Annotated in this window: 26 protein-coding genes and 1 tRNA gene; 17 read left to right on the top strand and 10 right to left on the bottom strand. The window is 66.3% G+C overall.

Annotated features, from left to right (window positions below):
* Positions 1–50: 50 nt before the first annotated feature.
* From tolB to U0034_RS05595, 6 genes are all read left to right on the top strand, one after another.
* Positions 51–1343, top strand: coding sequence for a Tol-Pal system beta propeller repeat protein TolB (gene tolB / locus U0034_RS05570; protein WP_085223584.1), 1293 nt, complete (start codon positions 51–53; stop codon positions 1341–1343).
* Between the two features lie 19 nt (positions 1344–1362).
* Positions 1363–1866, top strand: coding sequence for a peptidoglycan-associated lipoprotein Pal (pal, locus tag U0034_RS05575; protein WP_085223582.1), 504 nt, complete (start codon positions 1363–1365; stop codon positions 1864–1866).
* Between the two features lie 22 nt (positions 1867–1888).
* Positions 1889–2638: a tol-pal system protein YbgF gene (ybgF, locus tag U0034_RS05580; protein ID WP_085223580.1), complete on the top strand. Its 750-nt coding sequence runs from the start codon at positions 1889–1891 to the stop codon at positions 2636–2638.
* Between the two features lie 205 nt (positions 2639–2843).
* Positions 2844–2919: transfer RNA gene (locus U0034_RS05585), tRNA-Lys, on the top strand.
* 841 nt (positions 2920–3760) lie between these two features.
* Positions 3761–4600: a hypothetical protein gene (locus U0034_RS05590; protein WP_139831096.1), complete on the top strand. Its 840-nt coding sequence runs from the start codon at positions 3761–3763 to the stop codon at positions 4598–4600.
* Positions 4597–4980 (top strand): type III secretion system chaperone family protein, encoded by a 384-nt coding sequence (locus U0034_RS05595; protein WP_085223573.1) that lies wholly within the window; start codon positions 4597–4599, stop codon positions 4978–4980. Before U0034_RS05590 ends, U0034_RS05595 begins: the two co-directional genes overlap by 4 nt.
* An 86-nt stretch (positions 4981–5066) precedes the next feature.
* Here the strand turns inward: U0034_RS05595 and U0034_RS05600 are convergent, their stop codons facing one another.
* The 7 genes from U0034_RS05600 to U0034_RS05630 form a co-directional block, all read right to left on the bottom strand.
* Positions 5067–6698 (bottom strand): MFS transporter, encoded by a 1632-nt coding sequence (locus U0034_RS05600; protein WP_085223571.1) that lies wholly within the window; start codon positions 6696–6698, stop codon positions 5067–5069.
* A gap of 66 nt (positions 6699–6764) precedes the next feature.
* A complete protein-coding gene (locus U0034_RS05605) occupies positions 6765–7547 on the bottom strand; it encodes a glycosyltransferase family 2 protein (protein ID WP_085223569.1) in 783 nt (260 codons plus the stop codon).
* 55 nt (positions 7548–7602) lie between these two features.
* Positions 7603–8415, bottom strand: coding sequence for a lysophospholipid acyltransferase family protein (locus tag U0034_RS05610; protein ID WP_085223567.1), 813 nt, complete (start codon positions 8413–8415; stop codon positions 7603–7605).
* On the bottom strand, positions 8412–9584 hold the full coding sequence (locus tag U0034_RS05615; protein WP_085224401.1) for a chorismate transformation enzyme, FkbO/Hyg5 family: 1173 nt from the start codon (positions 9582–9584) through the stop codon (positions 8412–8414). The genes U0034_RS05610 and U0034_RS05615 overlap by 4 nt, the downstream gene beginning before the upstream one ends.
* 7 nt (positions 9585–9591) lie before the next feature.
* The gene (locus U0034_RS05620; protein WP_085223565.1) at positions 9592–10935 is read right to left on the bottom strand and encodes an NAD(P)/FAD-dependent oxidoreductase; all 1344 of its coding nucleotides are present in this window, start codon (positions 10933–10935) and stop codon (positions 9592–9594) included.
* An 82-nt stretch (positions 10936–11017) separates the two neighbouring features.
* Positions 11018–11734, bottom strand: a complete 717-nt coding sequence (gene fabG, locus U0034_RS05625; protein WP_085223563.1) for a 3-oxoacyl-ACP reductase FabG — start codon at positions 11732–11734, stop codon at positions 11018–11020.
* An 18-nt stretch (positions 11735–11752) separates the two neighbouring features.
* The gene (locus tag U0034_RS05630; protein ID WP_085224399.1) at positions 11753–12013 is read right to left on the bottom strand and encodes a phosphopantetheine-binding protein; all 261 of its coding nucleotides are present in this window, start codon (positions 12011–12013) and stop codon (positions 11753–11755) included.
* 515 nt (positions 12014–12528) lie between these two features.
* Between U0034_RS05630 and U0034_RS05635 the strand changes: the two genes are divergently transcribed.
* The 10 genes from U0034_RS05635 to U0034_RS05680 all read left to right on the top strand — a co-directional run bounded on the left by U0034_RS05635 (position 12529) and on the right by U0034_RS05680 (position 23048).
* On the top strand, positions 12529–13194 hold the full coding sequence (locus U0034_RS05635; protein WP_085223561.1) for a COG4648 family protein: 666 nt from the start codon (positions 12529–12531) through the stop codon (positions 13192–13194).
* A gap of 68 nt (positions 13195–13262) precedes the next feature.
* Entirely contained in the window at positions 13263–15041 is a 1779-nt protein-coding gene (locus U0034_RS05640) for an AMP-binding protein (RefSeq protein ID WP_085223558.1), read from the top strand.
* Positions 15038–16036 (top strand): LpxL/LpxP family acyltransferase, encoded by a 999-nt coding sequence (locus U0034_RS05645; protein ID WP_085223556.1) that lies wholly within the window; start codon positions 15038–15040, stop codon positions 16034–16036. The genes U0034_RS05640 and U0034_RS05645 overlap by 4 nt, the downstream gene beginning before the upstream one ends.
* Positions 16033–16677 (top strand): outer membrane lipoprotein carrier protein LolA, encoded by a 645-nt coding sequence (locus U0034_RS05650; protein WP_085223554.1) that lies wholly within the window; start codon positions 16033–16035, stop codon positions 16675–16677. The genes U0034_RS05645 and U0034_RS05650 overlap by 4 nt, the downstream gene beginning before the upstream one ends.
* 14 nt (positions 16678–16691) lie before the next feature.
* The gene (locus tag U0034_RS05655) at positions 16692–19262 is read left to right on the top strand and encodes an MMPL family transporter (RefSeq protein ID WP_085223552.1); all 2571 of its coding nucleotides are present in this window, start codon (positions 16692–16694) and stop codon (positions 19260–19262) included.
* On the top strand, positions 19259–20215 hold the full coding sequence (locus tag U0034_RS05660) for a polysaccharide deacetylase family protein (protein ID WP_114717883.1): 957 nt from the start codon (positions 19259–19261) through the stop codon (positions 20213–20215). Before U0034_RS05655 ends, U0034_RS05660 begins: the two co-directional genes overlap by 4 nt.
* On the top strand, positions 20212–21432 hold the full coding sequence (locus U0034_RS05665; RefSeq protein ID WP_085223550.1) for a beta-ketoacyl-[acyl-carrier-protein] synthase family protein: 1221 nt from the start codon (positions 20212–20214) through the stop codon (positions 21430–21432). Before U0034_RS05660 ends, U0034_RS05665 begins: the two co-directional genes overlap by 4 nt.
* Positions 21429–22253: a beta-ketoacyl synthase chain length factor gene (locus U0034_RS05670; protein ID WP_085223548.1), complete on the top strand. Its 825-nt coding sequence runs from the start codon at positions 21429–21431 to the stop codon at positions 22251–22253. Before U0034_RS05665 ends, U0034_RS05670 begins: the two co-directional genes overlap by 4 nt.
* Positions 22250–22732: a hotdog family protein gene (locus tag U0034_RS05675; RefSeq protein WP_085223546.1), complete on the top strand. Its 483-nt coding sequence runs from the start codon at positions 22250–22252 to the stop codon at positions 22730–22732. Before U0034_RS05670 ends, U0034_RS05675 begins: the two co-directional genes overlap by 4 nt.
* Before the next feature lie 13 nt (positions 22733–22745).
* On the top strand, positions 22746–23048 hold the full coding sequence (locus U0034_RS05680; protein WP_176072572.1) for a hypothetical protein: 303 nt from the start codon (positions 22746–22748) through the stop codon (positions 23046–23048).
* 103 nt (positions 23049–23151) lie between these two features.
* On the opposite strand, the gene U0034_RS05685 is transcribed toward U0034_RS05680, so the two are convergent.
* Genes U0034_RS05685 through U0034_RS05695 form a run of 3 tightly spaced genes read right to left on the bottom strand, consistent with a single transcriptional unit; the run spans position 23152 to position 24753 of the window.
* Complete coding sequence (locus tag U0034_RS05685) at positions 23152–23868, bottom strand: RNA polymerase sigma factor (RefSeq protein WP_085223544.1); 717 nt, start codon at positions 23866–23868, stop codon at positions 23152–23154.
* On the bottom strand, positions 23865–24215 hold the full coding sequence (locus U0034_RS05690) for a cupredoxin domain-containing protein (protein ID WP_102622956.1): 351 nt from the start codon (positions 24213–24215) through the stop codon (positions 23865–23867). The genes U0034_RS05685 and U0034_RS05690 overlap by 4 nt, the downstream gene beginning before the upstream one ends.
* Positions 24205–24753, bottom strand: coding sequence for a DUF4142 domain-containing protein (locus U0034_RS05695; RefSeq protein ID WP_085224396.1), 549 nt, complete (start codon positions 24751–24753; stop codon positions 24205–24207). The genes U0034_RS05690 and U0034_RS05695 overlap by 11 nt, the downstream gene beginning before the upstream one ends.
* Positions 24754–24932: 179 nt before the next feature.
* On the opposite strand from U0034_RS05695, the gene U0034_RS05700 reads away from it, so the two are divergent.
* Positions 24933–25100, top strand: a complete 168-nt coding sequence (locus tag U0034_RS05700) for a hypothetical protein (RefSeq protein ID WP_158243522.1) — start codon at positions 24933–24935, stop codon at positions 25098–25100.
* Positions 25101–25107 lie beyond the last annotated feature (7 nt).

Here is a 25107-nt window from a genome sequence, read left to right on the forward strand (position 1 = left end):
TTTGGCAGTCTCTTTGCTGTTGTGACAACTTGTTTTTCGGGATTTCTCGCATGAGTTTGATGACGAAGCTGGGCTTGAGGACATGGTTGGCGTCGTGCCTGATCGCTGCATGCGGTGCCGCGAATGCACAACTGAACGTTCTCGTGACGGGCGTCGGTTCGACGCAATTTCCGATCGCAACGGCGACGTTCGCCAACGAGGCGAATTCGCCGCAGCAGATCAGCGCCATCGTGCGCAACGATTTGAAAGCCAGCGGCAAATTCAGCCTCGTCGATACGGGCAGCGCGCCGGTAGCGGAGACGGACACGGTCGATCTGGGCGGCTGGAAGGCGAAAGGCGCCGACGCGTTCGTGGCGGGCAGTGTGACGCCGCTCGCGAACGGCCAATATGAAGTGCGCTTCAAGCTCTACGACACGGTCAAGCAGCAAAGCCTCGGAGGCCTGTCGCTGACCACGCCGGCGAGCGGCCTGCGCATGACCGCGCACAAGATCTCGGATTACATCTACCAGAAGCTGCTGGGCGTGCGCGGCGCGTTCGCTACGCGGCTGTCGTACGTCGTCAAGAGCGGCAACCGCTATTTGCTGCAGATTTCGGATTCGGACGGCCAGGACGTGCACGTCGCGCTGTCGAGCCCCGAGCCGATCATCTCGCCGTCGTGGTCGCCGGACGGCACGAAAGTCGCCTACGTGTCGTTCGAAAAGAAGAAGCCGATCGTCTACGTGCATGACCTGCCCACGGGCCGCCGCGTGATCATCTCCGACCAGAAGGGCAACAACAGCGCCCCCGCCTGGTCGCCCGACGGCCGCACGCTCGCGGTGGCGCTCTCGCGCACGGGCAACACGCAGATTTTCGCGGTCAACGCGGACGGCAGCGGGCTGCGGCGCCTGTCGCAAAGCAGCGCCATCGACACCGAGCCCACGTTCTCGCCCGACGGCCAATCGATCTATTTCACGAGCGACCGCGGGGGCCAGCCGCAGATCTACCGCATGCCGGCACAGGGCGAGCGCGCCGGGGCGGCACAGCGCGTGACGTTCACCGGTTCTTACAACACGAGTCCTCGCGTGAGCCCGGACGGCAGGCAACTCGCGTATATTTCGCGCGTCGGCGGCGGCTTCAAGCTCTACGTGCAGGATTTGCAATCGGGTGTGGCGACAGCGCTCACCGACACGACACATGACGAATCGCCCAGCTTCGCGGCGAACGGTCAGTACATTCTTTACGCCACTCAGGTGAACGGCCGTGGCGTGCTGGCTGCCGTTTCGACCGATGGCCGGACGCGGCAAATCCTGTCCGTTCCAGGCGGCAGCGTGCGCGAGCCGTCCTGGGGTCCGTTTATGCAATGACACACAAGGAGAGTAAGAAATGATGTCGAAACTTCGTATGGTGTTTGCGGCGCTGCTCGTGGGCGCGCTGGCGGCATGCCATTCGGGCGTGAAGCTCAATGACAACGCAAGCAAGGGTCAAGTGAGCGAGCAGCCGAACCCGAACGCCGTGGCGCCGGTGAACGTGGACGAGCTCAACAACCCGAACAGCCCGTTGGCCAAGCGCAGCGTCTACTTCGATTTCGATAGCTACGACGTGAAGCAGGAGTATCAAGGCCTGCTGCAGCAGCATGCGAACTATCTGAAGAGCCACCCGGAGCGTCATATCCTGATCCAGGGCAACACCGACGAACGCGGCACGAGCGAGTACAACCTCGCCCTGGGCCAAAAGCGTGCCGACGCAGTGCGCCGTACGCTTGCGACGTTCGGCGTTCCCGACTCGCAGATGGAAGCTGTGAGCCTGGGCAAGGAAAAGCCTCAGGCGACGGGGCATGACGAGGCATCGTGGGCGCAAAACCGCCGCGCGGACATCCTCTATCAATAATCGGTAACAGGCGGCGATACCTATGAAGCACCGTTTCTCCTGGCTGCGGGGTGCCGCAGCCGCTGGTGTGGCTGTTTCGGCACTGGTGTCGGGGCAGGCCCACGCGGGCCTCTTCGACGACGATCAGGCCCGGCAGGCGATTCTCGACTTGCGCAGCAAGACGGATAGCCTGACGAGCCAGCTCTCGGCCGCTCAGCGCACAATCCTCGATCAGGCGAACCGGCTCGATCAGCTGAATCAGCAGCTCGCAACGTTGCGCGGGCAAAACGAGGATCTGATGAACCAGTTGACGACGCTGCAAAAGCAGCAGAAGGACTACTACACCGACCTCGATACGCGACTCAAGAAGCTCGAGCCGCAGCAGGAAACCGTGGACGGTGTGCAAGGCGTCGTGCAGCCGGGTGAAACGGAGGCGTTCAACAAGGCATCGCAGCAGTTCCGCGCCGGCGATTTCAAGTCGGCGGCCGCATCGTTTCGCGATTTCGTTTCCAAGTACCCGCAAAGCCCGTATCAGCCGACCGCGCAATACTGGCTCGGCAACGCACTCTATGCGCAGCGCGACTACAAGGGCTCCACGGCAATCTGGCAGAACGTCGTGAAGAACTACCCGCAGCACCCGCGCGCGCCGGAGGCATTGCTTGCGATCGCGAACAACCAGGTCGAGCAAGGTCAGAAGGCGCAGGCCCGCAAGACGCTGCAGCAGATCCTCTCGCAGTACGCCGGCTCCGACGTCGCTCAATCGGCGCAGAACAAACTCGCGCAGATGAAGTAACGTTGTGTTGACGTGCAAACCGAGAGGCCGGCGGGCCCACCCCGTCCCCTCTCGGCTGTAAAAGGCCCGGGACTTCGTTGTGCCGGGCTTTTTTGTTGGGTGGTGCAGGCGCGCAACTGATGCGTCCGGCAAAGCCCGCGCGCAGGGAACCGCGCGCAAGGGACTTGACGATCCCCGCCAAGCTCTCTATACTCTTTCGTCTTTCGGGTCGTTAGCTCAGCTGGTAGAGCAGCGGACTTTTAATCCGTTGGTCACTGGTTCGAATCCAGTACGGCCTACCAAAGAAATTCAAGGGCTTAGCAGCAATGCTAGGCCCTTTTTATTTGGCGTTTCGGTGTCGATATTTGACTGTGTCTAATATCCTCCCAAGCCCTCTGTTGAAGTGCACGCCCCTCCAAAAACCACGTCGCACCTCCACCGCTCCGCAGTACTTGATGTTCGTGCCCGGAATCGCCTTCGTCTCTTGTGCCAGGAGGAACTGGCATAGATTGTCGAATTGAGTCTGCAACAGAATCGTAATGCAGCCTGACATCACGCGGCTCAACCGCATCGGCCCCGCGAGCCTACGCGCGATGCATCGATGATTTCGCTGAGGTCCCGAACGCTTCGCCGCCGGCAGATCTGCGCAGCGCGCGCGCAGCTATTTTTGCCCCATGAACGACCGAGGCCATCATGGGTATCCGATTTCACACCAATCCGCCTTCCCCGTCGTCGCCTTCCCTGGGCGAGGAGCCGACTCGAACGTCGCGTAGCGAGCCGCACCCCAGCCAGCCGGGAACGGACGATGTGCGGCGGCAGCGCAACGCGGCATTCGAGCCGCTGCGGCAGCCTCGCAGTCCGGCGCAGCCACCGGCCGCTGCCGCGCCTCGTCGCGCGGGCGCACTGCCCGCCGCGTCGGCAACGGCAAGGCGCCAGCCGCAACGCGACACACGCCCGATCACCGTTGTGCAGGTAAACGCAACCGGGCTCGTCAACTCGATCGGTCGAGCAGGAAAGATCGTACGGCGGCTCGCGCAGCGCCTCGCACGAAGCGCTCGGTCCACGCGAAAAACGCAAACGCAGCTTCATAGCGAGGCGCCGCTCGCACTGCATATCCCGCGCAATTACGGCTGGCCGCTCGGATTGTTCGCGCGCAAATCGCTTGCCAGAGTTGCGCCCGATCAAGCCTATGAGGAGGCTTTCGCCACGCATCATGCTTTCGTGTCGAAATCGGTCGCCGAATCCGCTGTGCATCGCTTCGGTCATACGCATATCGACGACGATTCCCTGCGAGCGCAGTTGCACGCATGGGCGAATGGCACAGACGGGTCGCCGGACGACGGTAAAGACCCCTTCCACGACGGCCCGGTTCTTGACGACAGTAGTTCGACCACAAGCCACGAATCCGAAATCCAGCCCGTGGCGTCGCCGGCAAACGATGGCAGGTCGACGACAACGACACATGAAGCCGGCCCTGGTACGACACGGCGCGTGCACTTCGCACCCGAAGTCGAAACGCGCGAGTTCTCCCCCGAAACCCACGAAGTGCCCACACAGGGGAGAACGGTGCCACTTCACGGGGCCGAACGGGGCTTGAGCAAGCCCAAGGGGCACGTGCCTGAAGACCCTTCGTTGCGCGAGCTGTATCGTGAGCGCTCGGTCAATCGGGCGGCCTGGGACACGCTTTCGCGGTTGAAGAGCCCGCGCTACGGTGCGACCGACAAGAAAATGACCGCGCAAATGCTGGAGCAAGGCAAATTGCTGTTTGCGATCAAAAAGGAATACAAGCTTTCGGAACAAGACGAACAAGCGGCGATCCAGAAGCTTCGCGAGCTGGAGCGTGAGGTAAAACCGCCTTCCTTCGCATTGCGTGTGCGAGGCCTCGTTCGCCAGCTTCGCGGCAAGGGCCCCCTTCCCGGCCGTATCTCGATCCCCGGAGAAGACACACGATCGGAAACACTCGCCAGATCGGAGACACGATGAATCACGCGCGATACACACGCTTCGTTCGAGACCTCTGTGCCAGCGCAGCGCTCGACGATCCTGCCCCGCTCCTCGAAAGCGGCCGGTTCGTGATCGAGGGCCACGCCGTCACGCTGGATTACGATGAGCGTCGCGACCCGGCGCACGTGCGCGTGCTCACCGACCTCGGCGAGTTAGCCGCCGCCGAACGCGAGGAAGTATGCCGTACCGCGCTCGAGGCGAACTTCCATACGGCCACTCCGTGGGACGGCATGGTCTGCCTCGACCCGGCATCGGCGCGGCTCAATTATCTGCTGTTCTTTCCGCTCGACGGTTCGCGCAGCGGGGGCGAGCTGATCGGCAAGATCTGGCAGTTGGTGGACGGGCGCGAGGACGAATAGCGCGCGCCTGTTGCGGCACGACGCGCTGAGGGCGCCAGACCTGTACGCTACGCCCCGGCACCCTCCGCAAGCCTCATTCCCCCCGGTTACACGGCGATCCTCGATTCGCCGCTCCGATCGATATCCTCGAGCCGCCGCCTGCGCGTCTCCACACCGCAAACGAGCGTCAAGACCGCACTGAGCGTCATCGCGATAGCACCGACCATCGAGATCGTCGCGATCGAGGGCGTGGCGAGCCCCACTACGGTCGAGGCGATGATCGCCACGCCGCCCGCCTTGCTCGCCCCTGCCGCGAAGCCCGTTGCGCGCGAGCGGATCGCCGTCGGATAGATCTCGGCACTGTAGACCGATAGCACGGCCACGACCGAACTGATCCCCCAGATCGGCACGATCAGCAGCACGTACAGCACCACGCGATGATGAACGACCTCGTTCCCCGCAAACGCGAATCCGAAAAGCGCGAGCGCCGTGAGCAACGTCAGCAGCGCGATCGTCTTCTTGCTGCTCCAGAAGCCGTACAGCCATGCGACTACGAAGGTCAACGGAAAGCCCATCAGCGAAGCATTCCGGAGAATGGCATCCGCCTGCGTAAAACCGAGCATGCGCAAGTTCGTGGGAATCCAGAGATTGAAGCCGAAGAGCACGATCCCCGAACTGACTGCGAGACACCCCACCGCCAGGGTGCTCGCGCGAAGCCTCGCGCCAAGGAGCGCGCCCCATGCGCTTGCGTCCTGCGCGCCGGGCCGCCGCTGCGGCGCCTCGCCTTCGACGAGCGCCGCGCCATAGCGTGCCATCACGGCACGCGCCTCATCCTCTCTTCCTTGCGCGAGCAGAAACCGCGGCGACTCGGGAATCCATCGATTGAGCACGATGAAAAGCGCGCCGGTCGGCAAACCGATCAGCCACAAAATGCGCCAGCTGAATATCGGCACGAGTTCGGCGGATAACCAGCTCGTCAGGACATAGGCCCCCGCGATGTCCCCGCCGATCAGGATCATGAGCCAGCCGCGATGGCGTGCCGGAATGGTCTCCGCCAGCAGGGCGTAGCAAATGGGCAGCATGCCGCCCACCGCCATCCCCATGATGAAGCACATCGCGAGATTCCACCCGAAGCTCGGCATCGCGCCGCAGATCGACGTTCCCATGAAGCCGATGCCGGCATAAAGGATGGATGCGCGCCGGCCGATCCTGTCGCCGAGCCATCCCCACAGAAACGACCCGCACACGGTACCCGTGATGGCAACCAATGCAATCCAGACCACCGGTGTGGTGCCAACCGGATCGAGCGGCGATTCTAGGCCGTACTCCGCAGCCATGCCCGGCATGACAAACGCCAATGCCGTGGGCTTCATGACGTCGATCGTCACCGCCAGGGCCATCGCAAGCAGCAAACGGTAATGGGCCGGCGCAAGCGAGGCATCGTCGAGCGCGCTCACGCGAATCGTCGAGGCCGCGCGCGCGGCGCGGTCCGCCCTGCGCGGGACCAACCCGTACAGGCTGGCCCCGAGTCCCACGACGATCGCGGCCATGCCGCTCAGCATCGTCGCATCCATCGGCATGTCCGCAAGCCGATAACCCATGTCTCTGCCCATCAGGTACATCGGCAGATGCGCCAGCACGCCCGCAATCACGGCCACGACGCCGAACCAGAATGCCGTCGGATGGCCGAAGGCCGTTGTACCCGGTGCTGCCCTGCGATCCGACCGGTTTCTATTCATCGCTATTCCATGACGTGAATGAACTGCCGCGCCCACGACGCACAGCGGCGTGCCTCGAACGAAGCGCTACCCACGCTGGCCCGTGAGCTGCGACACGCGTCGCACCACGAGCAGCGGCAATCTCAACAGAAACTCGAGCAGCAGGCGCAAATGCATCCAACTCAGCAGCAGGTTGTCGCGACCGTAATGGAAGTGCGATACGCCGCCCTCCTCGCGCTTGAAGTAGCGCACGGGCGCATCGACGTTGATCGGCTTCACGCCGCGCCAACACAGGCGCACTGCCGCCTCCGGATCGAAATCGAAGCGCCGCATCCAGGGCTGTTCGCCCATCAGCGCGCGCAGCGGCGCAATGGGGTAGACGCGGAATCCATAAAGCGAATCGCCCACACCTGCACCAAGTGTCTCCACATGAGCCCAGAAGTTCGACAGTTGCCGGCCGAGCACGCGAATGCGCGGCGCACTCGCGTCGAACTTCGGCCGCCCGAGCACCATGCAGCCCGGCTGCGCGGCCGAGGCGGCCATGAACGCGCCAATCAGTTCGGCAGGATGCTGCCCGTCGGAATCCATCGTCAGCACATGCGTGAAACCGAGCGCGGCCGCTTCGTCGAGGCCCGCGAGCACCGCCGCGCCCTTGCCGCGGTTTCGCGGCAAAACGATCACGCGCAAGCCCGGATCGTCCTTCGTCATCGCGGCAAGGCGCTCGGCACTGCCATCCGTACTACCGTCAACCACGACCCACACGGGCGCCCATTGCGCGCGTGCCCGACGCACGGTGTCGTCGACCTTCTCCCCCGGGTTGTAGCTCGGGATGAGAACCAGATGAGTAGTCGAGGCGAAAGGCATCGGCATAGTGGTGAGACTTCGTTCCTGGCTTTGGGCTTTGGCTTTGATTCTGACGATGGCATCAGCGAGAAGACGGCTCGCTCGAGAGTTCCGTCCGGTAATACGCCTGCAATTCGCCGATAAAGGCACGCACCGCTTCGGGGTCGTGCGCGGGCGGCGCGAACCGGCGGCCGAGCCTCACTCGATAGGTGAGCGGCAGAGCCGGCTTGCGCAGGATGGGCCACCCCTTGGCGAGAAACGGCGAGCCCGCTTCGACGATCAGCGTTTGCACGGGTACCCCCGCGCGCGCGGCAACGAGCCCGATCCCGGCCTTCAACGGGTTGACGGGTTTCAGTTCGGTGCGCGTGCCCTCCGGAAACAGCAGCAGCGGATGGCCTCGCCGCAAATCGGCCAGCGCCGCCTTGATCATTTCCTTGGGCGTGTCGTTCACGATGTAGTCGGCAAGGCAGGCGCCCGCGCCGAGAAACGGATTGCCGGCAATATCGCCCTTCATGATGCAGCACACACGCGGCACGCATGAGGCCACGAGCATCGCGTCGATCAGTGTCGGGTGATTGGGCGCGAGAATCATCGGCGGGGCCCCGCGCAGCGTCGAGAGCTCGGTCAGATCGAAGCGCGCCGCGCCGAGCGCCGACAGCATATGAAAGTAGAGCCGCCAGACGTGGCGGATCACGGCGCGCCCGAGCACGCGCCCCGTCCGCCGTGGCAACAGCACGCGCAGCGCGGCTGCAAAAGGCAGCCATGCGAGACAAGTCGCCCCAAGCATGAGCAGCGCGAAGTAGAAGACGAAGTGCTGCCGCACCGACTCGAACCGGCGCTGCGCGAAAGCCCGCGAGAAGCGCTGCGGAGCCGGTCGGATGCTTGCGCCGCTCATGCGAGCACCTCCACGCCATGCCCCGTGCTCGCTTCGATTTCGAGCAGCAGATCGGCACGGCAGATGTCGGCATGCAAGTACAGCACGCGCGGCGGGAAACCGCATCGTGCGCACAGGACCTCATCGATCGCGGCAAGCGTATCGGCGTCATCCGGATCCCGCACGTAGATCTTGTAAGCGAGGTCCGCGAGCGTCGCGTTGCCGAGATTGCCCTGCGCCGCTTGCGCGAGCACGGCATCGATGTTCGCGAGCGTTTCGCGCAGCTGCGCCATCGCATCGCCGCGATGAACCGTTTCGTGCCCGACGATGCTCGCCGTACCCGACACGAACAACGCAGGCGCGGTGCCCGGCCGGCACGCGCCGCGCCATGCGGCCGCGCGTGCGAAGGTCGGCGCGCTCGGGCCGTATTCGCGCGGATAGCGATATGCGCTCACCTGGCGCGGATTCTCGATCGCATCCGATGGCGACCGCGTGGCTAGAAACGAGACGGCAAGCGGCATCGACGGCGGCGCATCGCCCTCGATACTCACCGGCGCGCCCAATGCGCTCGCGGCGGGCACGCTATCGACGACAGGCCGTCCACAGGCCATGAAGGCCCGCTGACGACCGGTATTGAACTGGCGATAGCGTTCGCTGCCGAACTGCTCCGCATTGATCGCGGGCACCACGTTCCAGATTCTCAACAGGTGGCGTATGCCGAGCGCGTCGAGCATGCGAAAAATCGCCTCATAGGCAAGATATGTCGCACGCTCTAGCGGCGTCGCGCCTTGCACGCTGCTGCCGGCCGGCTCTTCGAACAACGACACGCTGCCGAACACGATGCCGGCCGATTCGCTGAATCGATAATGAACCGGCCCGAGGCGGCCGCTCGCGAGATCGGCCGCGTCGCAGTGCCAGACTTCGAAACAGGCGTCGCTGACGTCGCTGAGCTCGCCGGTTCGTCCCGGCGCGGGAACGAGTCGCGCCATGTGGCCCGGCGCGAGGGGCAGATCGGGCGCGGCCTCGGCGAGAAGCGGCCAGCACGTCGCATCGCCGAAGCAAGCGGCACCGAGCGCGCCGCGGAGCGCATGCGTGAGCGCGTCGCTTCGGGCATTCGCGCACTCGCCGCGCATGAGCGCGGCAAGCCGTGCGTGTTCGAGCCGGATCAGCTTCAGCGATGCCGCGGACATGTCGCCCTCACCCTGCCGCCATGCCGCCATCGTCGGCTTCGCGCAGCATGCGGCGACGCGCCTTCCACGCGCGCAGCGAATTGCGCGCGTCGAACGCGGCCGACAGGTAATAGATGACCTTGAACGTTCGCAGCGAAGGCCAGATCGGCGTATTGCCGAAGATGTCGCCGGCCAGCAGCGACAGCAGCGCTTCTTTCACGCGAAAGACGTTGCGCGGGCTCATGAAGAGATTGCGCATCGTCGGCGACGTCATGCGGTAGATGAACCAGGAGAATTCCTTCGGCCCGCGGCGCACCTCCCGGTCGAACTTCGCAAGCGCGGCCTGCGCCCGCCCGGGTTCGCGCAGGCATGCGTCGACCGCTTGCGCACCGATGAACGCGCTTTGCATCGCGAGCATCACGCCCGTCGAAAATACAGGGTCGATGAAGGCGAACGCATCGCCGAGCAGCACGAAATTGCGCCCATGCGTGACGTCGCCCGAGTACGAGAAATTGCCCGTCGCCTCGACGCCGGTCACAAGCCGCGCATCGGCCAGCCGTTCGGCGAGCGGCCGGCACAGCTGGATCGTCTCGAGGAAGAACGCCTCGATCGAGGTGCCGCGCGGACGCTGCTTCAAATAGTGCGGCCAGACGACGGCACCGACACTCGTCGCACCATCGGCAAGCGGGATGAACCAAAACCAGCCGTGCTCGAACCAGTAGACGGTGATGTTGCCTTCGTCCGCGCCGGCATGGCGCCGCGCGCCGTGGAAATGCGCATAGAGCGCGCTGCTGTTGTGCTTTCGGTTGCGCTGCTTCGTGCGAAGGCGGTTGGCAAGCAAGGTATCGCGCCCCGACGCGTCCACGACGAAACGAGCGCGGCATCGATAGGGCGTCCCATCGTCATGTTCGGCCAGCACGATCGCGCCGTCGCGCTCGCCCAGGAACTCGACGTCGCGCACCTGGCAGCCTTCGACGACTTCGGCGCCGTGCGCCGCCGCATTGCGCAGCAAAATGTCGTCCAGCTCGGAGCGGCGGACCTGGTACGCATAGGGCATCGACTTGTCCCAGGCCTCGGCGAAGCGGAATTGTTCGAGCCGGTGGCCGTGCTGCGGCGAGACGAATTCGGCCGCCGGCTTCATCATGCCGATCGCGCGCACGGCCTCGCCGACGCCGAGCCGCTCGAAGAGTCGCAGGTTGGCCGGCAGCAGCGATTCACCAATATGAAAACGCGGATGGTGTGCCTTCTCGAGCAATTGCACGCGATAGCCAGCATCGGCCAGCAAGGTCGCGGCCGTCGAGCCGGCCGGCCCGCCGCCGATCACGGCGACGTCCCAATTCGACAGCTCTGCCTGGCTTGCTTGATTCGTCACAGCGCTCCTCCTCCCGGCCGGGCTGCACGATCGCCGGTCACGTATGCTTCGATTTGCCCGCGGCCGCCGGCCGGCCGGGCATCTAGATCTGTCCGCCGTTGATCGACATGACCTGCCCCGTCACGAAAGCGGCTGCGTCCGAGACGAGGTAGGCGACCATCGCCGCGACCTCCTCTGCCCTGCCGCTCCTGCCAACGGGAACGAGCTGCTTGACGCGCTCGGGCGGAAACACCGACTCGGTCATCGGCGATTCGATGATCCCGGGCGCAACGGCATTGACGGTGATGCCGCGCGAGGCCAGCTCGAGCGCCAGCGACTTCGTCGCGCCGATGAGCCCTGCTTTTGCGGCCGCGTAATTCGTCTGGCCACGGTTGCCGCTCAGCGCCGTGACCGATGCGATATTGACGATGCGTCCGCGGCGCGTGCGAATCATCGGCAGCAGCAGCGGTTGCGTGACATTGAAAAAGCCGTTGAGCGTGACGTCGATCACGCTGCGCCACTGCTGCGACGACATGCCGGCCATCGGCGCATCGTCGTGGATGCCCGCGTTGTTCACGACGATCTGTATGGGGCCGCCTTCGAGCAGTCGCTCGAGCGCGGCTCGCGACGCCGCTTCATCGGTCACGTCGAACGAAATCGCGTGAGCCGTCCCACCGGCATCGACGATGCGGGCGGCGACGGCTTCGGCTGCAGCCGGATTGCGGTTCGCGTGCACGCATACTTCATGGCCCGCGGCGGCAAGCGCTTCACTGATCGCCTGACCCAATGCGCCGCTGCCGCCTGTCACCAACGCCTTCATCGCGCCTCGCCGCACGCGTCAGCGAACCCGATGCTCGGCCACGTACGCGGCCAGAGCACCCAGCGTGGAGAAAATCTTCGCGTTGTCCGGATTGTCGGAGCGCAACTCGAAACCGTACTTCTTCGAGATCAGCAGCGCAATTTCGAGGATATCGATGGAATCGAGTCCAAAGCCCTCGCCGTAAAGCACCGTATCTCCGGATACGTCGGCAATCTGAATATCCTCGAGGTTCAATTCGCGGATCATCAGCTCGGCGAGCTCTCTTTCCAATTCATTCATCATACTTACAACGGGCTGACTGCGAGGGTACGGTCTGAAACGGGGAAGCACGCGGCGAACCCGGCATGGCTTCGTGGCCCCGATCCGGCTTGCAGGCCCGACCGGTCGCCAAAAACGACCGGACGATAAGGGGGCCCGTTCAGGTCCGAGCGATTCTAGACGAAGCGCTACGCGGCGTACACCCCGAAAGGTTACTGAATGAAGCGGGCGGGCGGCCCCGGCGGGCTCCCGCGGCAAGCCGGGGACAGGCGCCATGCTTGGCCTGCGCAGGCAGCGCCGCTACAATCCCGCGCGGCGCCGATATCGGCGGCTGTACAAAAAGGTTACAAATCACAACACCGGCACGGAACGAACTCCGTATGATCCATCGAACGCAGTAATAAGGGCGGCCGATGGCATTGCCGACGAGCCACATTCGCGATGGTATTGCTTTCTATTTCTTTCCCCCGCTACAAGCCGGCTGTCATAGCCTACGAGACAGGGTACGAGTACACGTTGCCGCGAGGAGGCAACGAATGAATCGCTCAGGCTCCCATGCGATCGTGCGCGGCGTGGCCGGTGCGGCCCTCATCGTCGCCTACGAGGCCGGCGCCCACCACGCGGTCAGCACACCGGGCCTCGAGCGTCTGGGGCTCGGGCTCGTCCTGGCGCCGGCGGGCATGCTGGCGCTCGGCATGGCGGCGCGATCGCCGCGCCGTGCCCTGCTCCTGCCGCTCTTCGTCCTCGCTGCCGCGGCGGTATGGATGTCGCGCGGCGCGCTCGCCCGCCACTACGGGTGGGGCCTCTATCTCGAGCACGTTCTTTTCAACGGCGCGCTCGGCTACCTGTTCGGCCGCTCGCTCGCCGCGGGCCGCGAGCCGCTTTGCACCCAATTCGCCGCCATGGTGCGCGGCCGTCCGCTCGCGCCGGAGATCGCCGCCTATACGCGGCGCATCACGGTGGCCTGGACGCTTTTTTTCGCGGCGATCGTAGCGGTGTCCACCGCGCTTTTCGCCAAGGCTTCGCTCGAAGCGTGGTCGACGTTCGCCAACTATCTGACATTACCGCTCGCGGGGCTGATGTTCGCGGTCGAGCATGCGTGCCGGCGCATCGCCCTGCCCGGCGTGCGAGCCTCGGGCATGCTCGAAAGCATCCGGGCCTACCGGCGCTCCGTGGGCCCGGGGCCTGCCGGGCTTCGATGACTGCCGTCGCGCACGGTCAGCGCCGCTAAAATTATCCGCAATCGCTTCGCCTATCCGTCGCCTGCGCTATGCCGAGTTTTCCGCTGGTCTCTCACTCTTCGCCCGATCGGACGATCGCCTGGCGCGATGGCGCGCCCGTGACGGTGCGCGCCTTCCTCGCCGAGGTCAGCGCGCTGGCGGCGGCCTTGCCGTGCGGCGATCACGTCTTCAACGTCTGCAAGGACCGCTACCGGTTCACGGTGGGCCTGTGCGCCACGCTCGTCGCAGGCAAGGTCAGCCTGTTGCCGTCCACCTACACGCCCCAGACGGTGCGTCAGTTACAGTCGTTTGCGCCGGACGCGTTCTGCCTGCACGACGCCGACGATTGCTCGATCGACCTGCCGCGTTTTCGCTACCCCGAGCCGATGCCGGGCATGGCGCTCGACGATGCGCCGGCGCCTGAAATCGACGGTGCCCGCGTCATGGCGTATGTATTTACATCAGGCTCGACGGGCACTCCGGTACCGCACCGTAAAACATGGGGATTCCTCGTCAAGAACGTGCGCGCGGCTGCCGTGCGACTGGGCTTGTCCGGGGCCGTCGACAGTACGATCGTCGGCACGGTGCCCCCGCAGCACATGTACGGTTTCGAATCGACCGTGTTGCTCGCGTTGATTGGCAGCCTCGCATTCAGCAACGGGCAACCGTTCTATCCAGGCGACATCCGCGCCGAGCTCGAAGCCGTGCCGGCACCGCGCATTCTCGTCACCTCGCCGATTCACCTGCGCGCGTTGCTTGCGTCCGAGCCGGCATTGCCGCGCGCGGCGCTGATCCTGTCCGCCACGGCGCCGCTTTCCGAGAAGCTCGCCGCGCAGGCTGAAGCGCGCCTTCATGCGCCGCTCATGGAGATCTACGGCAGCACCGAAACAGGTCAGATCGCCACGCGCCGCACGGCACGCGGCGCCGCATGGCAGCTCTTCCCCGAAGTCACGCTGACGGCACGCGCGGCCTTGGATGGCGACCGTGACGACGATGGCGACGGCCCCGACGTCTGGGCGGCCGGCGGTCACGTGGAAACGCCGGTGCGCATGGGCGATGCATTGGAGCTGCTCGACGATTCCCACTTCCTGTTGCATGGACGCAAGGCCGATCTCGTGAACATCGCCGGCAAGCGTACGTCGCTCGCCTATCTCAATCATCAGTTGACGGCGATTCCGGGCGTGGACGACGGTGCGTTCTTCATGCCCGACGTCACCGAGGCCTCGGGGCGCGCGCATGACGTGCAGGGGAAGCTGCCCGTCATGCTGCCCGTCACGCGGCTCGTCGCGCTGGTGGTGGCGCCGACGCTTTGCGCCGCCGACGTACAGCGTGCCTTGCGCGATCGCATCGATGCCGCCTTCATGCCGCGCCCGCTCCTGTTCGTCGATGCTTTGCCGCGCAACGGCACGGGCAAGCTGCCGCACGATACGCTCGCGCCACTCGTTGCGACGCTGCTCGCGCGCCCGTCCGGGCGGGCTGCCGTGGGCGAAGCGCGAACCGACGCGACAACCGGCGCTGGCGGCACGCACGCGCCGATCGTGTTCGAGATTCCCGGCGATCATCCGGCCCTGCCCGGACACTTCCCGGGGCGGCCCATCGTGCCCGGCGTGGTGCTGCTCGACTATGCCATCGAGCGGATCGGCGCCGCCCTCGCACGGCCGCTCGATGCCTTGCACATCACCTCCGCAAAGTTCACGGCACCGACGTCGCCCGGCGAGGCGCTCGCCCTCTCCTTTGCGCGCGACGGCCGGGGCGCCATCCGCTTCACGATCAGCGCGGGCGGCCGCACGGCGGCCACCGGCGTGCTGAGCGAGCGGCAGCAGGCATGAGCACGCGCACGCAGCCCGGCCGATCGATCTGGGCGCAGCGCCAGGAGCGCGGCAATCTGGCCGTGCTGCGGATCATGACGTGGATCTCGCTGCGCCTCGGGCGGCCGCTCGGGCGCCTCCTGCTGCGCGGCATCGTTCTCTACTTTCTGCTGCTGGCCCCGGCCGCGCGCCGTGCCTCGCGCGCCTACCTGAGCCGCGTGTTCGGACGGCCCGCGCGCTGGCTCGACGCCTACCGGCACATGCTCGTCTTTGCCACGACGATTCACGACCGCGTCTATCTGCTCAACGAGCGGTTCGATCTATTCGACTTGCGCGTCGAAGGCGGCGCACTCGTCGATACGGCGCTGGCGGGCGGCCGCGGTGCGCTGCTGCTCGGCGCGCATTTCGGCGGCTTCGAAGTGCTGCGCGCCATCGGCAGGACGCGGCCGAACCTGCGCGTGGCGATCATGATGTACGAAGAGAACGCGCGCAACGTCAATGCGGCGCTCGCCACCGTCAACCCGGCCGTCAAGCACGACGTCATCGGGCTCGGGCGGCCCGAGGCCATGCTCGAGGCGCGCGAGTACCTCGACAGCGGCGCGATGATCGGCATGCTGGCGGATCGCGCGCTGCGCGAGGACGGCGGCGACGCTGAAATACCGCTCGAATTCCTCGGCGCGCCCGCCCGGTTTCCGCTGGGCCCGATGAGAGTGGCGGCCATGCTGCGGCGCCCCGTCATCTTCATGGCGGGCATCTATCGCGGCGGCAACCGTTACGACCTCCATTTCGAAGCGCTCGCCGATTTCTCGGAGACGGCGCGCGACGAGCGCGCCGCCGCGATGCACGCTGCCGTGCAACGCTATGCGGCGCTGCTCGAGAAGCACTGCCGCAACGCGCCGTACAACTGGTTCAACTTTTTCGATTTCTGGCATGACGGCGACGGGGCCGCCAAGGGCGCTCCCGCCCATCCGGCACAGTCATCCCGCCCTGCCCCGGCAAGGACCTCCGACGCATGACGCTACCGCCGCTTTCCATCGTCAGCAAGCTTGCCCGCCGTCGGGCGTGGGCCGTCGCCGTGCTGGCCGCCGTTTCTTTCGGTACGCCGCTTTCGGCCGCAACCGCAGCCACGGCCACGGCGGGCGAGCCGGGCTGGACGCTCGACCGGCTGATGTCCACGCTCGCGCAAAACAAGTCCGGCCATGCCAGCTTCGTCGAAACGAAATACCTCGCGATTGCGGCCAAGCCGATCGAATCGTCGGGCGAACTCGCGTTCGCCGCGCCCGATCACCTGGAAAAGCGAACCATCAGTCCCAAACCCGAACGGCTCGTGGTAGACGGCGACAAGCTGACGGTGGAGCGCAACCAGCGCAGCTACACGGTCTCCCTCGCGCACTACCCGGAACTCGAGGCGTTTATCGAAAGCATTCGCGCCACGCTGGCCGGCAATCGCTACGCACTCGAGCAGCTTTACAAGGTCGCCGTCGGCGGGCATGGCGACGACTGGACACTGACCCTCATGCCGCTCGACGCACGCATGCTGAAAGCCGTGCGCACGATCTCGCTCGATGGCACGCGCGACGTGCTGCGCACCGTCGTCATCGAGCAGGCCGATGGCGACCGTTCGGTCATGCAGTTGCGCGACGCCGCGAAACGGTGAAGCAAAGAGACACCATGCGCAGCGAGATGCCGAACCGGTCCATTGCTTCTCTTCGCGCGCTGCTCGCACGGCGCCCGGTGCAACTGTGGCTGCTGTTTCTGCTCGGCTGCGCGATCGCGATTCAGCGTGCGCACTTCACGGCCGATCTGTCCGCGTTCCTGCCGCGTGCACCGAGCGCTCAGCAGCGGCTGCTCGTCGATCAACTGCGCGAGGGCGTCGTTTCCCGGCTCATTCTCGCGGCGATAGAAGGCGGCGACGCAGCCGCGCGCGCCGACATCTCGCGCGGCATGGCGGCCGCGCTGCGCCGCGATCCGCGCTTCAGTTCCGTGAATAACGGCGAGCCGGTCACGCAGGCACGCGACGAACGATTCGTCTTTGAGCACCGATATGCGCTCAGCCCGGCCGTCACGCCGCAGCGCTTTTCGGCAGAAGGGCTTCATCGCGCGCTCGGCGAGAGTCTCGATCTGCTGAGCTCGTCGGCGGGGCTGATGGCGAAGGTACTGCTGCCACGCGATCCGACCGGCGAAGTGGCGACGATCGTCGGCCAGCTCGACGCTCGGGCGCAGCCCGCATCGCGCAACGGAGTGTGGGCGTCGCGCGACGGCACACGCGCAGTCCTCGTCGCTCAAACTGCCGCGGCCGGCTCCGATACGGATGCCCAGGAAAGCGCGATCGCCGCCTTGCGCGCCGCATTCGATGCCGCCGTGCAAGGCAAGCCGCGGGCCGCATCGTATCGGCTGCTGCTCACGGGGCCCGGCGTTTTTTCGGTCGCAACGCGCGACGCGATCAAGCACGACGTCGAACGATTGTCGGCGATCAGTCTCGCGCTCGTCGTCGCCTTGCTGCTCGTCGTCTACCGCTCGCCGCGCACGCTCGCGCTCGGGCTCGTTCCCGTCGTGTCGGGTGTCGTCGCCGGTCTGGCCGCGGTGAGCCTCGCCTTCGGCGCGGTCCACGGCCTGACGCTCGGCTTCGGCACCACGCTCATTGGCGAGGCCGTCGATTATTCGATCTATCTGTTCGTTCAGTCGGCACGCCCCGGGGCGTCGGGTCAAGAGAACGAATCGGTCCGCGCATGGATCGCGAAATATTGGCCGACGATCAGGCTCGGCATGCTGACCTCGGTCTGCGGCTTTGCCTCGATGTTGTTTTCTGGCTTCCCCGGGCTCGTGCAGCTCGGCGCCTACTCCATCGCGGGGCTCGTCACCGCGGCGGCCGTCACGCGCTACGTACTGCCCCATCTGCACGGCCGCACCGTCGCCGTTCGCGATCTTTCGCGGCTTGGCGCCGCGCTCGCGCATGCGGCCCGCCTCGCACCGCGCCTGCGCTGGCCCTTCGCCGCGCTGATGCTCGGCGCCGTGGCCACGCTCGCGCTTCATCGCGCTCAACTATGGAGCCATGAGCTGTCGGCGCTGAGCCCCGTGCCGGCCGCGAGCCAGACGCTCGATGCGGCGCTGCGCGCCGACGTCGGTGCGCCCGACGTACGCTATCTCGTCGTCGTATCGGGCGCGACCGAGCAAGCGGTGCTCGAAGGCGCGGAGAAGATCGCCGCACGACTGCAACCGCTCGTCGATTCGGGTGCGCTTGCGGGCTTCGAGACGCCTTCGCGCTACTTGCCGAGCGATGCAACGCAGCGCGCGCGACGCGCGAGCCTGCCGCCGGCCAACGTGCTCGAAGCAAAAATGCGCTCGGCCGCAGCCAATCAGGCCATCGAGGTAAAACCGGAGGTCTTCGCGCCGTTCATCGCCGACGTCGAGCAGGCACGCAACGCACCGCTGCTGCGGCGAGCCGACCTCCATGGCACGTCGATGGGGCTCGCCGTCGATGCGCTGCTGACCGAACGCGCCGGCCGCTGGCAAGCGCTGCTATCGTTGCGCGCGCCCGCCACGCCGGCTGCGTCTCAAACCCCGGGCGGGCGGGCGAAGGCCGGGCAAGAGACGGGCGAGGCAAGCCTCGATGCACGGCGAATCGAAGCCGCCGTCGCTGATGCAGACGTACCCGGCGCGGTCTTCGTCGATCTGAAACGGGAAGCCGACAAACTCTACGTAGATTATGTACGCGAGGATATTCGCCTGTCGCTCGCGGGGCTGGCCGCCATCGCCGTACTGCTCCTGGCTGCATTGCGCAACCCGGCGCGCGTGGTCGCCACGCTCGCGCCGCTGCTCGCGGCCGTGCTGGTCGTAACGGCGGGCTTCGCGCTCGCGCACGAGCCGCTGACGATCCTGCATCTGATCGGATTGCTGCTCATCGTGGCCGTGGGCTCGAACTACGCGCTCTTTTTCAGTCGCGGTGAAGCGGCGCCCGGCACGGCTCGTCCGCATGCACCCGATCAGCCTCATCCGCACGAATCGCGGCATGCCATCGCCCCGCAGACCCTCGTGTCGCTGCTGGTCGCGAATCTGGCCACTGTCGCCGGCTTCGGCCTGCTCGCGCTATCGCATGTGCCGATGCTCGAGTCGTTCGGGCTGACGGTCGGCCCCGGCGCCATCCTCGCCCTGCTGTTCTCGGCGATCCTCGCGCCACGCGCACCGCAAAGCGAAGCCGCGGCAGCGATGGCGGCGGGCGAACGCGGGAGGAATACGGCATGAGCCGAACCGCGCTGCCGCCCGCCTCGCCATTGCCGGGCTCGCCTATCGGCGCGCCGCGCCGCTGGCGCCCGGCGCCCGTCGTCACGGGCACCCTCGCCTTGCATGCGGGCGCCGCCGCGCTCGCAGCCCTACAACCGGGCAGTTGGCCTTTGGCCCTCGGCGCCGTCGCCGCCTCGCACGCCGTGGTGACCGCGGCAGGGCTATGGCCGCGCAGCAGCCTGCTCGGCCCGAACTGGACGCGGTTGCCGGACTACACCGGCAACGGCAACGGCAACGGCAACGGCAACATCAACGGCATCGCCATCACGATCGACGACGGCCCCGATCCCGACGTCACGCCTCGCGTCCTCGACCTGCTCGATCGCTACGGCGCACGGGCAACGTTTTTCTGCATCGGCTCGCGCGCATGCCGCCATCCGCATCTCGTCGAGGCCATCGTGGCGCGTGGGCACGCCGTGGAGAACCACAGCCAGCATCACCGCCACCACTTTTCGCTGATGGGGCCGCGCGCAATGCGGCGCGAGATCGAGGCCGCGCAGCGTACGCTGACAGAACTGAGCGGTACGGCGCCGCTCTTCTTCCGTGCCCCCGCCGGATTGCGCAATCCGTTTCTGGAGCCCGTGCTGTGTACGCTCGGCCTGCAGCTCGCGAGTTGGACGCGGCGCGGCTTCGACACGCGCACGCGCGATGCGGCGCTCGTCTCCGAGCGGTTGTTGCGCGGGCTCGCGGCGCGCGACATCCTGCTGCTGCACGATGGCCATGCGCCGCGCGACGCGCAAGGCTGGCCGATCGTCCTCGACGCGCTCGACACCGTCCTGCGCGCGGCACGCGATTCGGGGCTGCCGTGCGTGACGCTACGCGCGGTGCTCCCGGCTACCGACGTTTTCCCAACGGCCGCAAAGACGGCCGCCGCCAGCTCCCTAGAAGCCAATGGCGAGGACCCACCGCTGTGAACCCACTGCAACTCACTCATTTCACCGCGACGAGCTGTATCGGACGCGGGCTCGGCCCGACGCTGCAAGCCTTGCGCGAGCAGCGCGGCGGGCTCGCGCCGTGTACATTCGAGCGCGCGGAACTCCAGACGTGGGTTGGCGCCGTCGATGGCGTCGACGACGAACCCGTGCGTGCCGACCTGCGCGCGTTCGACTGCCGCAACCACCGGCTCGCACAGCTGGCCCTCAGGCAAGACGGCTTTGCCGACGCGGTCGCGGCGGCGGCCACGCGCTACGGCGCCACGCGCATCGGCGTGTTCCTCGGCACGAGCACGTCGGGCATTCTCGAAACGGAGCAGGCCTATCGGCGGCGCGACCCGCAAAGCGGCGCATTGCCAGTCGATTTCCACTACGCGCAAACCCACAACTGCTACGCGCTCGCCGCATTCGTGCGCGCGTACTTCGCACTCGGCGGCCCGGCCGCGTCGATTTCGTCGGCCTGTTCCTCGGGGGCCAAGGTATTCGGCTCCGCGCGGCGCATGATCGAAGCGGGGCTCATCGATGCGGCCGTGGTCGGCGGCGTCGACTCCCTTTGTCTCACGACGTTGTACGGATTCAATTCGCTCGAACTGCTCTCGCGCGAGCGTTGCCGGCCATTCGACGTGGCGCGCAAGGGGATCTCGATCGGCGAAGCCGCCGCATTCGCGCTGCTCGAACGTCCGCGGCAGGCAAGCGGCGGCGACCACGCGATTCTGCTGCTCGGCATCGGCGAATCGAGCGATGCCCACCACATGTCGAGCCCGCACCCCGAGGGCCTCGGCGCACGCCGTGCGATCGAAGGTGCGCTCGCCACGGCCGGGCTGGCCGCGGCCGACATCGACTACATCAACCTGCACGGCACGGCCACGCCGGGCAACGACACGGCGGAGAGCCTGGCCGTCAACGCGTTGTTCGACGGCACGCCGTCGAGTTCGACCAAGGGCGCGACGGGCCACACGCTCGGCGCCGCCGGTGCGCTCGAGGCAGTCATATCGGCTCTCGCGCTGCGTCACCAGTTCGTGCCGGCCGGCATCGGCACGACCGAGCCCGATCCGGCCTTGAATCTCCATTACGTGCTCGAAAGCCGCAGCGCCCCGCTGCGGGCCGTGCTCAGCAATTCCTTCGGTTTCGGGGGCACGAACTGCAGCCTGATTCTGGGCCGCTCCGATATCACGCACGAAGGGAGTACCGGACGATGAACACGATGAGCGCCTATATCGACGGCGTGGGACTCGTCGGCCCGGGCCTCGCGAACTGGCCGCAAGCCGCGCAGGCCCTGACTGGTGCCATCGCCTATGCGCACGCGCCCGCGGCCATTCCGCCCGCGGCGGCACTGCCGGCCGCCGAGCGCCGCCGCACGAGCCCGTCGGTCAAACTCGCACTCGCCGTGGGCACCGAGGCCGCGCGAGCGGCCGAACGCGATGCGGCCATGCTCGGCACCGTATTCGCCGCATCGGGCGGCGATGGCGAGAACTGTCACGCGATCTGCGAAATGCTGGCCGGAGACGATCGCTATATTTCGCCCACGCGCTTTCACAACTCGGTGCACAACGCACCGGCCGGATACTGGAGCATCGCCGCGCGGGCGATGACTGCATCGAACGTGCTCTGCGCGCATGACGGCACGTTCGCCGCCGGCTTGCTCGAGACCTTGTGCCAAGTCGCTGTCGACGAGCAGGACTCGCTCCTGATCGCGTCCGACACGGAGTACCCGCATCCGCTGCGCGACGTACGCCCCACACGCGATGCATTCGGCGTCGCCCTCGTACTTGCGCCGCGCACGAGTGCGCAAACGCTCGCACGCATCGACGTGCGGCTGACCGATGCGCCGGCCACGACGTTGAGCTCGCCCGCACTCGAGGCGCTGCGCCTCGACAATCCGGCGGCCCGTGCGTTACCGCTGCTCGAAGCACTCGCGTCGGGACGCACCGCCACGATCGTGCTCGACTATCTCGACGACCTGCGCGTGCGCGTCGAGGTGGTGCCCGCGCGCGCACTCACAACACCGACACCGCAATGAATACGAAACAACCGCTCGCGCCGCCGCTCGATCACGCGTGGATTGCCGCGCACATCCCGCACAGCGGCGCAATGTGCCTGCTCGATGAAGTCGTGCAATGGGATGCCGAGACGATCCGTTGCATGGCGACGAGCCATCGCGATCCGCACAATCCGCTGCGCATGAACGGCCGACTCGGCGCCGTGTGCGGCGTGGAGTACGCGGCCCAGGCAATGGCGGTACACGGCGCGGTGCTGGGCGCCGCATCGGGCCAGCCGCGCGTGGGCTTTCTCGCGAGCCTGCGTAACGTCGAGACACACGTGGCACGGCTCGATCTGATCGAAGCGCCGCTCGACGTCACCGCCGTGCGCATCGGCGGCGACGCGAACAACGTTCTCTATCGCTTTACCGTGCGAGACGGTGAGCAAACCTTGGTCGAGGGGCGTGCCGCCGTGATCCTCGACGCTTCGACAACAGCGGTCGGATTTCACAATGCATAACAGGAGAGCACCCATGAAAAAAGTCCGTCAATTGCTGCTCGCCGCGTTGATTCCCGCGGCCCTGAGCGCCACGGCTCATGCCGACGTGAAGGAGACGGCGCACGAAGCGAAGGAGAACATCAAGGCCGCTGGCAAGAAAATCGGCGAAGATGCGCGCGAGGCGGCACATGGCGTGGCCAGCACGGCGAAGGCCGCAGGCCACGCTGTGGCTAGCGGAGCACGCACGGGCTACTACGCGACGAAACACGCGGTTCGCCGAGCCGTGGGCAAGGACGGACCCGAAGGCGAAACCGGAACAACGGGCGAATCGAAGTAAGGGGCCGCCGCCGGGGCAACGACGGCCGGTGCCTGCACCATACAGCACGGGCTGCGGGCGCTGCGGGCATGCAGCCGGTGTGCGTACGCCGCAGCCCGCGTGCTCAGACGGAGCCGGAACCCGCGCTCAGCTTGGCGAGCACACCATCGACGATGCGATCGCATCGTGCACCGTCGAACGAAAACACGTCGCGTTCGGCCAGATCGATTTGCTGCGCGAGCGATTCGCGCAGCAGACTCCTCGCCCGGAAGTGGCGCGAACGGACGGTGGCCTCCGGTATGCCGAGGCACTGCGCCGTTTCTTCGACGCTCAGTTCCTCCACGCACCGCAAGACGAACACCACGCGAAACGCCTCGGGCAGCGCATCGAGCTGACGCTCGAGCAACGCGCGAAGCTCTGTGCGCATCAGCGCATGATCGGGCGACGAGGTTTGATCGGGGTCCATGGTGTGGCGCTCGAAGTCGGCGACGGCCGATGTGTGGACCATCGGCGCGATATTGTCGCGCCGCGCGCCGCGGCGCTGGCGCGCGAAGCATTCGTTCAGTACGAGACGCGAAAGCCAGGTGGCGAGGGAGGCATCTCCGCGAAAGCGGGCGATGGCGCGAAACGCCGCGACATAGGCGTCTTGCAGCGCATCTTCGGCTTCGGCGTCGTCGCGCAGCGTGGCGCGCGCGAGGCGGTAGAGCCGCCGGTTGTGGCGGCGCATCACCTGTTCGAACGCCGCATGGTCTCCGGCTGCGGCAAGCGCGGCAAGTGCGCTGTCGTCCATGCTCGCCCACGATGCGCCACTCGCGCGCGGCGCGGTCGGTCCGTCGCTCATCGCTTGCCTCTGACGATAAGCACCGCTTTCATGGTCGGATGCAGCGCACAGGCATACGCGTAGCGGCCGGGCCGGCGCGCAACGTAGGCCCACGACGCTTGCGGGGCGATCTCGTGCGAATCGAATGTGCGCGCCGCGGTAGCCGTGTGCGCGACGAGGTCATGGTTGACCCACACGATCGTGTCTCCCTGCTCGACCGTCAGACTCGGCGGCGCGAAGCGCATCCCTTCGATCGTGACGGTATGCGTCGCCCCCGCGGCGAAATCGGCCGCGCCGATAGCCGCAACGGCGACGATGCCGCATGCGGCCCGGCGCAGCGCTGCCGACCTCGCTCGATCAATCGGCATGCTTCTCATGATCGGCTCCCAGCGTCGACTGCAGTTCGCGAGCGTGCTCGAGGTGGGCAACGAACGCCGGGCGCACCTTGACGAGCAGCTCCTTCAACTGCGCGTTGCTCGCGGAAGGGATCAGCGCCTTGTCCATTGCGTCGAGCACCTGCTGATGGTACGCCACCTCGTGCCCGACATAGGCGCGGTCGAACGCACGACCTTTGAGCGATCCGAGCGCGGCGAGATTCTCGTCGCCGCCCTTTTTCAGCGCCTCGCTCGTTGCGTTGCTTTCGGGCTTGAGATCGAGCCGGTTGGCAAGCTCGATCGCGGACTTGTTGACGTTGGTGTGATCGGTCACCATGAGCTTTGCGAAGGCTCTGACCTGCTTCGTCGCGGCCTTGCTCTCGGCGAGCTTGCCTGCATCGACGTCGACTTGGTTCGCCGTCACCACGATTGCGGCGATCTGTGGATCCGTCAGCCGCGTTTCGTCCGCGTGCGCGGCCAGCGGCAACATGGACAGCAGCCCTATCAGGCCCAGTTTGTGCGTAAGCGTCATTTGCATTCTCCTGTCTGGTCGGAACGACCGTCCTCGCGCTGGCGATGACGGGTCTGCGGCGATAGATGCCGCGACTCGACGCGGCGTTCCCGGCTTCGATGTATGTACGCATTCGCGAAAAACGGCGCGGCCAGGTCTGCAGCCAGCGTTGCTGGCGCCGCACTGTGGGAGGGCCCCTCATGGAACCGCTTCGAATACTGGTCACCGCCACTGTCTTGCTGGCTATCACGGCCGTGGGCGGCATCGTGATGGCCGGCATGCGTCTGGCTGGCAAAGACTATCCGCCGACCTCGTTCGCTCGCCGCAACGCTGATCTCCGAGAAGAAAGAATGGATCCGAGAGAATAAAGTGCGC

The sequence above is a fragment of the Trinickia caryophylli genome (assembly GCF_034424545.1).
In the GTDB taxonomy this organism is placed as follows: Bacteria; Pseudomonadota; Gammaproteobacteria; order Burkholderiales; family Burkholderiaceae; genus Trinickia; species Trinickia caryophylli.